The following is a 12779-nucleotide window of genomic DNA, read 5'->3' as shown; positions in this document are numbered from 1 at the left end:
TCGCCTACTGGCATCCTGCACACCCAAAGAATGCAAGACGCGGAAACCGCAATGTTTGGGTTTCCAATGGTGATCTATTGGCTATTTCCGAAATATCGAAGGTTGCCACCCTAACGGCATTTATCGCCTGAAAACTAAAAGTAATACACGCTTTCAGGAAAAGCAAACGGGCTTTCGATAAAAGGTAATATTCGCTGAATAATTCAACGCGCGTTTAGGTTTCTAGCCTCATGGCTCTATATGTGCCTTATGACAAGAAGAGGGGAACCCCCGCCCTTGGACGCTCCTTCGTCGCCCCTCTTGGCAGGGTGTTAACTAATTTTTAAGCAGTATACAGGTGTACACGACTGTGAACTGAAAGAGGGTACGGCAGAGGACAAAACTCCTAACATTTTCGCTACGCGCTAAAGAGTGTACCAAGCCAATGGAATAAAGAGGTTTTTCAGGGGGGTGATTGGGCTAATGTCTCTCTGATGCGTATGGGCAACCCCAAATATACACCTGACAACTACAACACACCGAGCGCGTTACGCGGATCACTGGCGATTGATGAGCGGCTTACGCCGGATTACGCGGGATTACGAGTATCACACTGGCAGATGGAGCGAGACCGCTACTTTTTAAGACGCAATACCCAACTTTCAGGGTATCAGGCTATAGGGCAGAAAAACGGCTTGAAAACGCCATTTGTTAAAAATTGAGCGCAACGTGGAAACGAATCCACTACCGTTTATCGGATAATTTGCCGTTCATCAATTGGCACGATTCTTGCCTTGTATCTTTTCATTCAGATTTTTGGTAGCGATTTCACAGAATACTAGCAGTCCACTACACTTTACAATCTGTATTTTGTAGTATTTGTAGCGATACTACATACAAATACTATCAATGCGCGGGAATAGCCCGCCTGTTCCGCAGGCTCCACCCAGCGGGCATTCCCGCGCATTTCTCTATTTTCTGTGAGTGAATGCCACCCTACCCCATAGAATCCCCATTTTAGGCATAAATTGACCATGCTATGTATTATGCGAAATAGGGAACTACCAAAGCACTGGAAAGGTTGGAGATTTTGGGAAGCTAATAATTAGTACGCAGGATTTGTCGAAGGTTGCTTCATAAGATCCCCCAACATTTCCTCGATGAATTGTTTGACACGGAATCGATGTTCGCCTGTGAACTGTAAACCAACACCTGGACTAGTGCCTCGTTGACCGACGCCTGGTGAAATCCATACTACTCGTCCAGGAATCAAGAGCTTTTTGCCGTCTTCTACCAAACGTAAATGCAATACAACTTCATCATGTAATGTGAATTTTTCTGTTGTTGGCACAAAGACACCACCATCTTTAATAAATGGCATATAGCAAGCATGTAATGCTGATTTTTCGGCAATAGCCATGGATAGGCTGGCAGGATTGCCATCCCCCTTCGAATGCTTGTGATGCGTATGCTGGATATCGTCCATTAAAATTCAACTGACTCTGAAAACGACTAATGCTGCTCTTGCCACAATATTAGCATGGATTCAATAAATAAACGGGGGTTGAGAGGATGAGTGGATAACTTCTTAAGTTCAAGTAATTTATCATACATTCTTAATATTTGGTTTGAATTGAGTAATGTACGCAAATACCCTAGTTCAGATGTTACAGGCTCAGCACCGTCACTAGAAGCCTGTTTTAGCAGTGTTAGCAGCCAAGTCAACTGCCAATCCAACAACTGTTGCTTATCAGACTTTTCCCAATGCGCTGAAATCTCAGTAATACTCCCTTGTCCTTGCATACATTGCGTCAAATGAGCGAACCACTGGGCACGCTGAGTCAATGTATCAGTAGAATCCAGTTCTAATGCTGCCAAGGGTCTCCCTAACGCAGTTTCCAACAACTGTTCGAGTGGATGTTGCAGTGTTTGTTGACTCAGCCACTCCTGTGCTTGTTGATGCGTCGGTAGCGGCAAACGAATAGCTTGGCAACGACTACGAATTGTAGGCAATAATAACGCTGGATGCGCTGTTAGCAGCAAAATATGCGTGTTTGCAGCAGGTTCTTCTAACGATTTTAATAAGCTATTAGCCGCATTAACATTCATGCGCTCAGCAGGATAGATAATAACCACTCGACACGGGCTATAACTACGACTCAACCCTAAAAAATAGTTAAGTTCACGGATCTGCTCAATCAAAATCGACTGTTTATCTTCCAATAGAGTCACTGACATAAAGTCAGGATGCGCCTGTGCCGCAAAAACCTGACAGCTACGGCATTGTCCACAAGCACTACCATCGGTAGCAGGTGTTAAACACAACAGACTGTTAGCGAGCGCCTGAATAAACACCTCATTACCGCATCCCTCCTCACCGCTAAACAACAAAGCATGATGTAAGTGATTATGCCCCTTGGCTTGTTGTAGACTCTGCCATATCGGTGCTTGCCAAGGATAAGGATACCGACTCATGTATTTGTCTCTGCAATAATGCGTTCTAGTACCTGTTGCAATTGCTCACGAACATTTACACGCGCTTGAGCGGCTTGGATGATGGGATAACGTGCGGGCAGCTCCCCTGCCCTTTGCAGATAACCATGACGAATTCGCTCAAAAAAAGCGGCGTGTTCTTGTTCAAAACGGTCAGCACGCCCCCTTGCTTGTGCCCTAGCCATGCCTGTAGTGACATCAATATCAAACAGAATAACGTAATCGGGGCGTACATCACCTTGCACCCACTGTTCCAACGCTGCAATGCGTGACAATGCAATACCGCGCCCATAACCCTGATAAGCATAAGTCGCGTCGGTAAACCGATCACAAATCACCCATTCCCCCCGTGCTAAAGCAGGTAGAATTTTGGTATGTAAATGTTCATTACGCGCTGCAAACATCAGCAACAACTCAGTATCTGCATTCATACCCGGCAATTCAGGGGATAACAACACCCCACGGATAGCCTCTGCGACCTCCGTACCGCCAGGTTCGCGTGTCACTAATACTGTTTTTCCTTGGGAACGTAAGTAATCAGCGATCCACGGAACGTTAGTACTTTTACCCGCTCCCTCCCCACCTTCAAGAGTGATGAAAACGCCATGCTTCATGGCTTTTGCTCCTTAGCTTTATCACGGTTCAAGATATACTCACGCACTGCCTGATTATGTTCCTCCAAAGTTTCCGAAAAGTGAGATGCCCCACCCGGAGTAGTCGCAACAAAATACAGAACTTTACTATTGTCTGCCGGGTGCATCACTGCATCAATGGCTGCTTTGCTAGGAGTTGCAATTGGCGTAGGCGTCAATCCTGCACGGGTATAAGTGTTGTAAGGTGTATCAGTTTGTAAATCTGTTTTACGGATATTACCGTCGTATTTCTCACCCATACCATAAATGACCGTTGGATCAGTTTGTAGCAACATACCTTTCTCTAAACGATTTAAGAAAACGCGGGCAACCAACGGGCGCTCTTCGGGCAAACCGGTTTCTTTTTCCACAATAGATGCCAGTATCAAAGCCTCATAAGGGGTTTTAATATGCGCATGTGGTTCACGCCTTTCCCATGCTTTCTGCAAATAGGTTTGCATGGCTTTATAGCTGCGCTGTAAAAAAGCTAAATCGGTGGTTTTGCGCGGAAAACTGTAGGTGTCTGGATAAAACCAACCTTCTGGAGACATGCCCTCTGGTACACCCAATTCACGCATAATCGCCTGTCCATCCACATCACTTAAGGTTTGTTCGAGATTAGGGTGCTTGCGGATGTCTGCCAAAATATCGTTAAAGGTTTTACCTTCAAGAATTGTTAGTTGGTATTGCAACACCTGACCCGACACAAATTTTTGTAGCACTTCATCGGGTAGCATACCGGGTTCAAGTTGATATTCCCCTGCTTTGATTTGCGCCGCCTTACCCATGATCCGTGCATGGGCAAAGAACAATAACTCATGCTCGATGAGGTTTTTATCTGCCAACTGTTTAGCAACTTGGCGGATATTGCTGCCCGGCTTAATTTCAAATAAGGCATTTTCCGGTGTCACCGCCAGTGGGGTTTCCTGAAAATGTTGGTATTGATACCACGCTAAAAATCCAACGGTGGCTATCGCGGCAATGAGTAAAAGGCTGATTAATTTGAATAACAGTTTCATGCTAGTGTGTGTATTGCCGCCTGCAAATCCCTAAGCAATGGCGGTATGGTGTACTGTTTGCCGGAAAATTCGCGTACAGGCCATAAACCAATCAGGGAATTGGTCATGAAGAGTGTTTGCGCCTGTGTAACGTCCTTCAGCGTTAGGGGGAGAATGTGGCATTGGTTGCCGAATTTCTCAAGTGTTTGAATAATATATCGCCGCATTACGCCCGCAATACCGCACTGCGTCAAGTCAGGGCTACATATTACACCATCAGTACGCAGCACAAACAGGTTGCTCATCGTGCCTTCGATGACATTGCCGTCATAATCGCAAACCAGCCCTTCCTGATAATCGCTACCGAACTCTGCTCTTGCGAGTATTTGTTCCAAGCGATTCAGGTGTTTGAAACCGGCTAAACGCGGTTGATGTGCCAAACGGGTTTCACACAAAGTTAGACGGATACCTTGCTCGGCGTAACTGGCTGGGTAGTCTGCCCAAGCGGATAATTGCAGAATGCGGGTTGGTTCAGTTACCGTTTGTGGGTTATAGCCACGTTGTCCAGTGCCGCGCGTGACAATTAACTTGATGGCTGCACGTTCCTGCGCAACACAGGCCGCCAGTATTTCAGCACGGAATGCTGCAAGATTGGGAAAACTGATGTTCAACGCTTGCAAACCAGCACTTAGACGTTGCAAATGCCAGTCGAGCAATTGCGGTTTTCCCTGTTGCACACCGATGGTTTCCCAAACGCCATCACCGTACAGCAAGCCCCGATCAGTGACCGGTAAATGCGTCACGATGTCACCGTTAACCCATATCATGACCGAGCGCCCGCAGCAAACCACGCGCTTTGTGGCGGGTTTCCTTGAGTTCGTTGGGGGCAACCGAATCCATGACAATGCCTGCACCCGTGCGAAATTGTAACTGCCTGCCTTGCAGCGTCATGGTCCGAATCAGGATATTCAAATCCATATCGCCGTTGCGATTCAGGTAGCCGACTGAGCCGGTGTAAGCGCCTCTGCTAACCTGTTCCAGTTCGGCAATGATTTCCATGCAGCGTACCTTGGGGCAACCGGTAATCGTGCCACCGGGGAAAACTGCGCGGATTATTTGCCCTGGTGTTATGCCTTCCCGCAATGTCCCCTGAATATTGGAAACAATGTGGTGGACGTGTTGATAGCTTTCCACCACCATTAATTCGTCGACATTGACCGTGCCGTATTCACAGATCCGCCCCAGATCGTTACGCTCCAAGTCAATCAGCATAATGTGTTCAGCGCGTTCTTTGGGGTGTGCAATCAGTTCTTCTAACAAGGCTTGATCACGTTCGGGGTCAGCACCGCGTGGGCGTGTGCCAGCAATCGGGCGTGTATCCACCCTGCCCGCTTTCACTCTGACCAAACGTTCTGGTGAGGAACTTATCACCGCGAATTCGCCGAAATCTGCAAGACAAGCAAACGGCGCGGGGTTGGTTTTGCGTAACAAGCGGTAAACGTCAGCCGCAGAATGTTCCGACGCTATGTCGCCATGCCATGCACGCGATAAATTCACCTGAAACACATCCCCCGCCGCAATGTATTCGCGGATGCATTCAACTCCTACGGTAAATTGTTCAGGCAAATCTTCGGTAATTTGCACCTGTAGAGACGCAAAATTTTGCGTCTCTACGTTCATTGCTGCCATATCTGTTTTTACTTCAGCAAATGCCTCGGCAAATTCCTCTTCAGCGACAACGATCGTCTCAGCGCGTAAATGATCCACGATCACCGCCGCCGGAATTCGTACCGCCAACGCAATCGGCAAACCCGCTGGTGAATTAGGTAATTGCAACGTCGATTCTAATTGCCCAACTAATTCATAACCAAGATAAAGGAACCACCCCCCCCGGAACGGCATCTCTTGTTCCTCCCCTGACAAGGGGAGACTAGGAGGGGTTTCTTCCCTCCACGCCCCGTCTAAGCGCTCACAAAAACTGGTTTCCGCCAAACTATCCAGACGAATACTTTCCTGCGGAAACGCAAACAGCAAGCTGTAACGGGACAATGGGGATGTAGCGACACTTTCCAGCAGGAAAGGATAACGTGCGGGGTGTTGTGAATGCAGGGCGAGTAAATCGTACTCGCCCTTGAAGGTTTGCGTATGCAATCAGATTTTCTTGAAAATCAAAGTTCCGTTCGTGCCACCAAAGCCAAACGAGTTGCTCATGGCAACCGTGACAGCGGTTTCGCGGGCAACATTTGGCACGTAGTCCAAATCGCACTCAGGATCTTGGTTATCCATATTGATCGTCGGCGGCAAAATTTGATCGCGGATAGCTAACACGCTAAATACCGCTTCAATACCACCCGCAGCACCCAACAAATGCCCCGTCATCGACTTGGTAGAACTGACCGCAACGTTGTAAGCATGATCGCCCAAGGCACGTTTCACCGCCATCGTTTCCGCTTTATCACCAGCCGGTGTTGATGTACCGTGCGCGTTGACGTAATCAATATCCGTCGTATTCAAGCCCGCATCTTTCATGGCATTCACCATGCAGCGTGCTGCACCTTCACCGCCTTCGGATGGTGTGGTCATGTGGTAAGCATCGCTGCTCATGCCGTAACCGACCAGTTCACAGTAAATGCGTGCGCCGCGTTTTTTCGCAAATTCGTACTCTTCCAGCACCAAAACGCCAGCACCATCACCGAGGACGAAACCGTCACGATCCTTATCCCACGGGCGGCTTGCTGCTTCAGGGTCATCGTTGCGGGTAGACAGTGCCCGCGCTGCTGCGAAACCACCGATGCCTAACGGGGTAGACCCCATTTCAGCACCACCGGCAACCATCACATCCGCATCACCGTAGGAAATCATGCGTGCGGCATCACCGATACTGTGAGTAGCAGTAGCACACGCCGACACGATAGACATATTCGGGCCTTTCAAGCCAAACATGATGGAAAGGTTGCCCGCCACCATATTGATAATACTAGCAGGCACAAAGAAAGGGGAAATCTTCCGCGCCCCACCATTGAGGAAGGTTGCATAATTGCGCTCAATGGTATCCAAACCACCGATCCCCGACCCCATCAGCACACCGATGCGTTCCGCATTTTCTTCGGTGACTTCCAAACCAGAGTCGCGAATCGCTTCAACGCCCGCACCGATGCCGTAATGGATAAATTTATCCATTTTTTTCTGGTCTTTGGGCTTGATGTAATCGTCAGCATTGAAGCCTTTGACGTTACCAGCAATTTGCACACTGAAAGCACTGGCATCGAACAGGTCAGGACTAATACGGTTAATCCCGCTGCGACCAGCTTTGATATTGTCCCATGCTGTTTCCAGCTTGGAACCCACAGGTGAAACAATACCCAGACCTGTTACTACTACACGTCGTTTAGACAAACTTATGCCCCTATCTCATCGTGATACACAGATAAACCGCAACCCTAAGCTGCGGTTTATCAAGCAAGAACTTACTTTTGTGGCTGAGCCTTGATGTAATCAATCGCTGCTTGCACAGTGGTGATCTTTTCTGCGTCTTCATCAGGGATTTCAGCACCGAATTCTTCTTCCAGTGCCATAACCAGTTCAACGGTGTCCAGAGAATCCGCGCCCAGATCGTCAATGAAAGAAGATGAATTTTTCACTTCAGCTTCATCAACGCCTAATTGTTCAACAACGATTTTCTTGACGCGCTCTTCTATATCGCTCATGGTTTTGTATTCCTCGTAAATAAAAAGTATTGGTAGCGGTAGGCTATTGTATTTAAAACCCGTGCATCATACCAGCAGGTTTAAGCCATATACATACCACCGTTGACATGAATTGTCTCGCCTGTGATGTATGCACCCAAAGAGGACGCTAAAAACAACACAGCTCCGGCAATTTCATTGGGTTGCCCTAAGCGGCTTAGCGGGATATTTTGCAGCAAATGATTGCGCTGCTCTTCGGACAATTCGCGGGTCATATCCGTATCAATGAAGCCGGGCGCAACCACATTCACCGTAATGTTGCGTGAACCGATTTCGCGAGCCAGTGATTTGGAAAACCCGACCAAACCGGCTTTGGCAGCGGCGTAGTTGGTTTGCCCCGGATTCCCGGATGCCCCCACCACGGATGAAATCGAGATAATGCGCCCTTTTTTAGCTTTAGTCATGCCGCGCATACACGCTTTGCTCATCCGGTACACCGACGTCAGGTTGGTGGCAATAATGTCATCCCACTCCTCATCTTTCATGCGCATCAGCAAGTTATCGCGGGTAATGCCTGCATTATTCACCAGCACACTGATACCACCGAATTCCCCAGTTACCGCTTTAGTGACGGATTCGATGGAATCTTTGTCAGCAACATTCAACACCATCCCTTTGCCAGCAATACCCGCAGCGGCTAAATAGGCAGAAATGGCTTCTGCGCCTTTTTCACTGGTTGCCGTGCCAACAACGGTTGCGCCCGCTTTGCCTAACATTTCTGCAATGCTACGCCCGATACCTCGGCTTGCGCCGGTGACTAGGGCAATTTCGCCCTGTAAACTGATGAGTGAATCCATTACGCTCCCGCCTCCTCACAAAGTTTTAATGCTTCTTCCAATGTTTTGCTATCCAAAATGCATACGGCACTGAGTTTGCGGTCAATCCGTTTATTCAACCCCGTCAACACCTTGCCGGGGCCAAATTCGATAGCCGCTGTTGCACCGTAAGTATTCTGCAAGGTTTGGATCGTATCAACCCAACGCACCGGGCGATAGAGTTGTTGTGCTAAAGCGCTACGCACCTCATCCGCCGTGGTGCGGGTTTGCGCATCGACGTTATGCAGCACGGGAATTTGCGCCAGATCAAACGTAATAGCGGCTAACTGACTGGCTAACTCGGTTGCAGCAGGCAACATCAGCGCACAATGCGAAGGCACACTCACCGACAATTTGATAGCTTTTTTCGCGCCCATCTCGGTTGCCACTTGAATAGCGCGATCAATCGCAGCCGTATTCCCCGCAATAACAACTTGCCCCGGTGAATTGAAATTTACCGCTTCAACCACTTGGCCTTGAGCGGCTTGAGCACAAGCCGCTACAATTTGCGCGTCATCCAGCCCCAGAATCGCCGCCATTGCCCCTTCGCCATCGGCTACTGCCGATTGCATCAGGCGGGCACGTTCTGCGACTAACACCACCGCATCTGTAAAATTCAACACACCCGCTGCTACCAGCGCGGAATACTCACCCAAACTATGCCCCGCTAAGGCAACTGGCTGACAACCGCCCTGTTTCAGCCAAACACGCCAGACCGCGACACCAGCAGCCAACATTAACGGCTGGGTATTTTCAGTGCTATTGAGCGCGGTTTCAGGCCCTGCTTGCGCCAATAGCCACAAATCGCGCCCTAATACGTCGGAAGCTTCTTGAAATGTGTCACACACTTCCGCAAAGTCCGCGCTCAAAGCTGCCAACATACCGAGTGACTGCGAACCTTGCCCCGGAAAAATACCCGCAATGGTCATGTGTTTTACTGCTCCCGCGTGAAAAATCGTTCTATCCTAATAAAATTATGTTGCCATGAAAACTGTCAAAACGAGAAATCTAAAAAAGAACTTGTCATCTGGCGTGTGGCAAGGATAATACGCCGTTTGGTACACTTTAGTATTTAGCGAGATTATGGCGAAAGAAGATTATATTGAAATGGAAGGTATTGTGCAGGAAACCCTGCCAAATACAACTTTCCGCGTTCAACTAGACAATGGTCATGTGGTAAATGCCCACATTTCTGGGCGTATGCGTAAAAACTACATCCGTATTTTGACCGGCGACCGCGTTACCGTACAGCTTACTCCTTATGACCTAACCAAAGGTCGCATCAGCTACCGCAACAAATAAAAATGCGCCCCGTAGGGCGCATAGATGTGTCAGTTTCCCGATTATGCTCAGGCTGGTACGGCCGCTTCCGTGCCGTGCATTTCAAGCACTAGCCCTTCATCATCTGCCGATACTTCCACTCGACCACCCTGGCTGAGTTCGCCAAACAGAATGGCGTCTGCCAGTGGTTTTTTGATGTGTTCCTGAATCACCCGTTCCATCGGGCGTGCGCCCATTAAGCGGTCATAACCTTTACCCGCTAACCAGTGCCGAGCCGCTTCATCAACGACAAGTACTACTTTTTTCGGTTCTAGTTGTGCTTCCAGTTTGATAATGAACTTATCCACTACCGAAGACACCACTTCAGCCGTCAGCGGGTTGAATTGAATCACGGCATCCAAACGGTTACGGAACTCTGGGGAGAAAGTACGGTTAACCGCTTCGGTAGCATCCAGCGTGTGATCTTGCACTGTGAAACCCAGCGATTTACGGCTGATATTTTCCGCCCCCGCGTTACTGGTCATGATCAGAATCACATTGCGGAAGTCGATCTTACGTCCATTCGCATCGGTCAACGTACCGTGATCCATCACTTGCAGCAGAATATTGAAAATATCCGGGTGGGCTTTTTCAATTTCATCCAGCAACAAGACCGCGTGCGGGTGTTTGTTAATCGCATCAGTAAGCAAACCACCTTCGTCATAACCCACATAACCCGGCGGCGCACCAATCAGACGTGAAACCGTGTGGCGCTCCATGTACTCAGACATATCAAAGCGCAGCAACTCGATTCCCAAGCGTGAAGCCAATTGCTTCGAGACTTCGGTCTTCCCTACCCCGGTTGGCCCTGCAAACATAAATGAACCAATCGGTTTGGTATCATCACGCAAACCGGAACGCGCCATTTTAATTGCAGCGGTCAACTGCTCAACCGCTTTGTCCTGCCCGAAAATCACCATTTTTAAATCACGCTCCAGATTACGCAGGGTATTCATATCGGAAGTGGATACCGACTTGGGTGGAATTCGCGCAATCTTTGCCACGATGTCTTCAATATCGGTGACATTGATGGTTTTCTTGCGGGAAGCAGCCGGTTGCAATTGACGGTTCGCGCCTGCTTCGTCAATCACATCAATGGCTTTGTCGGGCAAATGCCGGTCATTGATGTACTTAGCCGCCAGTTCTGCTGCTGCTTTGAGTGCAGGCTGGGTGTAACGCACATTGTGATGTGCCTCGAAACGCGATTTCAAGCCTTTGAGGATTTCAATGGTTTCTTCAACAGACGGCTCATTGATGTCGATCTTTTGGAAACGCCGCGCCAAGGCACGATCTTTCTCAAAAATGGTATGGTATTCCTGAAAGGTGGTCGAACCGATGCATTTGAGTTCGCCCGTCGACAATACCGGCTTGATCAAATTGGAAGCATCCATCGTTCCGCCGGAGGTCGCCCCCGCGCCGATAATGGTGTGAATCTCGTCAATGAACAATACCGCGTGCGGCTCAGTCTTGATTTGCTTCAATACCGCTTTCAGGCGCTTTTCAAAGTCCCCTCGGTATTTAGTGCCCGCCAACAGTGACCCCATATCCAAGGAATAAATCACGGCATCGGCGAGAATTTCCGGTACTTCGCCATCCACAATGCGTTTTGCCAAGCCTTCGGCAATCGCGGTTTTACCAACGCCTGCTTCACCCACCAGCAATGGGTTATTTTTGCGACGGCGGCACAACACTTGGATGGTGCGTTCGATTTCCAGATCGCGCCCAATTAACGGGTCAATTTTGCCCTCCAATGCCATTTCATTCAGATTACTGGCGTATTTTTCCAAAGGCTTGCCACTGTCATTGGTATCAGCATCGGCTTCAGACGGGTTGCCGGATGACTGAGGGGTATCATCATCAGCACCTTTGCCTTGCGACGCTTCAGGCTGGTGATCTTTGCGGATGCCGTGGGAAATGAAATTAATGATGTCCAAGCGCGTCACACGATAGCGTGACAGGAAGTACACCGCGTGAGAATCCGGCTCACCAAAAATGGCAACCAAAATTGCATCGCCCGTCACTTCACCCTTCCGCGAAGTTTGAGCACTGTAAATAGCCCGATGAATAACACGCTGGAACCCTAAAGTCGGTTGCACATCGCGCTGCGGGTCATTTTCAGGAACCAACGGCGTGTTTTCATCCACGAATATGTCTAATTCACGGCGTAACTGTGGAATATCCACTGAACAGGCACGCAATGCCTCTGCCGCACTGGGGTTATCCAGCATAATCAATAGCAAATGTTCAACAGTGACAAACTCGTAACGGCGGTTACGGGCATCGCTATACAGCGTATTGATCGAGTATTCTACTTCAGCGCTCAACATAAGACTTATGCCTCTTCCATTGTACACAGCAAAGGATGTTGATGTTCCCGCGCAAACCGGCTGACCTGTGCCACTTTGGTTTCCGCTATGTCACGAGTATAGACCCCACAAACACCTTTGCCACGTGTATGTACGTGTAACATGATGCGGGTCGCATTCTCGTGATCCATATCGAAGAACGTTTGCAGTACTTCGACCACAAAGTCCATCGGTGTGAAATCATCATTTAATAGTATAACTTTAAAGCGGGGGGGTTCTTTCACCTCTGGGCGGGATTCCTGTACCGCTACACCGGAATCCTGACCGTTACCATGATCTTCTTTGTGTTTTTGCGCCATACCTGATTTACCTTGCCCCAAGCTTACGGGTTGTGATGCTAATGTTATAAACGGTTTGACCGTTCGCTGTCACTATTCCTTGCATAGATTGGTGTAACTTCCTTAAATACAAGTGTCCTAATAAAAAAACA

General features: G+C 48.7%; 14 protein-coding genes. 2 read left to right on the top strand and 12 right to left on the bottom strand.

What is annotated here, in order from left to right:
• Positions 1-473 precede the first annotated feature (473 nt).
• The gene (locus QJT81_11335) at positions 474-701 is read left to right on the top strand and encodes a hypothetical protein (GenBank protein ID WGZ92473.1); all 228 of its coding nucleotides are present in this window, start codon (positions 474-476) and stop codon (positions 699-701) included.
• Between the two features lie 383 nt (positions 702-1084).
• Here QJT81_11335 and QJT81_11330 read toward each other — a convergent pair whose 3' ends face one another.
• The 10 genes from QJT81_11330 to fabD form a co-directional block, all read right to left on the bottom strand.
• Positions 1085-1465: a PilZ domain-containing protein gene (locus tag QJT81_11330; GenBank protein ID WGZ92472.1), complete on the bottom strand. Its 381-nt coding sequence runs from the start codon at positions 1463-1465 to the stop codon at positions 1085-1087.
• 26 nt (positions 1466-1491) lie between these two features.
• Positions 1492-2454, bottom strand: coding sequence for a DNA polymerase III subunit delta' (holB, locus tag QJT81_11325; protein ID WGZ92471.1), 963 nt, complete (start codon positions 2452-2454; stop codon positions 1492-1494).
• Positions 2451-3086, bottom strand: a complete 636-nt coding sequence (gene tmk, locus QJT81_11320) for a dTMP kinase (protein ID WGZ92470.1) — start codon at positions 3084-3086, stop codon at positions 2451-2453. The genes holB and tmk overlap by 4 nt, the downstream gene beginning before the upstream one ends.
• A complete protein-coding gene (mltG, locus tag QJT81_11315) occupies positions 3083-4123 on the bottom strand; it encodes an endolytic transglycosylase MltG (GenBank protein ID WGZ92469.1) in 1041 nt (346 codons plus the stop codon). Before mltG ends, tmk begins: the two co-directional genes overlap by 4 nt.
• Positions 4120-4929 carry an aminodeoxychorismate lyase gene (gene pabC, locus QJT81_11310; protein WGZ92468.1) on the bottom strand — a complete coding sequence of 270 codons (810 nt, stop codon included), beginning with the start codon at positions 4927-4929 and terminating at the stop codon, positions 4120-4122. Before pabC ends, mltG begins: the two co-directional genes overlap by 4 nt.
• Positions 4916-6253 carry an aminodeoxychorismate synthase component I gene (locus QJT81_11305; protein WGZ92467.1) on the bottom strand — a complete coding sequence of 446 codons (1338 nt, stop codon included), beginning with the start codon at positions 6251-6253 and terminating at the stop codon, positions 4916-4918. The genes pabC and QJT81_11305 overlap by 14 nt, the downstream gene beginning before the upstream one ends.
• Positions 6254-7498, bottom strand: a complete 1245-nt coding sequence (fabF, locus tag QJT81_11300) for a beta-ketoacyl-ACP synthase II (GenBank protein WGZ92466.1) — start codon at positions 7496-7498, stop codon at positions 6254-6256. It lies immediately after the preceding gene.
• 71 nt (positions 7499-7569) lie between these two features.
• Complete coding sequence (gene acpP / locus QJT81_11295; protein ID WGZ92465.1) at positions 7570-7809, bottom strand: acyl carrier protein; 240 nt, start codon at positions 7807-7809, stop codon at positions 7570-7572.
• Positions 7810-7889: 80 nt separating this feature from the next.
• Positions 7890-8645, bottom strand: coding sequence for a 3-oxoacyl-ACP reductase FabG (gene fabG, locus QJT81_11290; GenBank protein WGZ92464.1), 756 nt, complete (start codon positions 8643-8645; stop codon positions 7890-7892).
• Positions 8645-9592 carry an ACP S-malonyltransferase gene (gene fabD / locus QJT81_11285; GenBank protein ID WGZ92463.1) on the bottom strand — a complete coding sequence of 316 codons (948 nt, stop codon included), beginning with the start codon at positions 9590-9592 and terminating at the stop codon, positions 8645-8647. The genes fabG and fabD overlap by 1 nt, the downstream gene beginning before the upstream one ends.
• Positions 9593-9746: 154 nt before the next feature.
• Here fabD and infA point away from each other — a divergent pair, with 154 nt between their 5' ends.
• On the top strand, positions 9747-9965 hold the full coding sequence (infA, locus tag QJT81_11280) for a translation initiation factor IF-1 (protein WGZ92462.1): 219 nt from the start codon (positions 9747-9749) through the stop codon (positions 9963-9965).
• Positions 9966-10012: 47 nt separating this feature from the next.
• Here infA and clpA read toward each other — a convergent pair whose 3' ends face one another.
• Both clpA and clpS read right to left on the bottom strand, forming a co-directional pair.
• Positions 10013-12310 carry an ATP-dependent Clp protease ATP-binding subunit ClpA gene (gene clpA, locus QJT81_11275; protein ID WGZ92461.1) on the bottom strand — a complete coding sequence of 766 codons (2298 nt, stop codon included), beginning with the start codon at positions 12308-12310 and terminating at the stop codon, positions 10013-10015.
• A 5-nt stretch (positions 12311-12315) separates the two neighbouring features.
• On the bottom strand, positions 12316-12648 hold the full coding sequence (gene clpS / locus QJT81_11270; protein WGZ92460.1) for an ATP-dependent Clp protease adapter ClpS: 333 nt from the start codon (positions 12646-12648) through the stop codon (positions 12316-12318).
• Positions 12649-12779 lie beyond the last annotated feature (131 nt).

The sequence above is a fragment of the Candidatus Thiothrix putei genome (genome assembly GCA_029972225.1).
In the GTDB taxonomy this organism is placed as follows: Bacteria; Pseudomonadota; Gammaproteobacteria; order Thiotrichales; family Thiotrichaceae; genus Thiothrix; species Thiothrix putei.
Note: the sequence above shows the minus strand (reverse complement) of the source record. Positions and strands in the feature narration are given on the sequence as shown.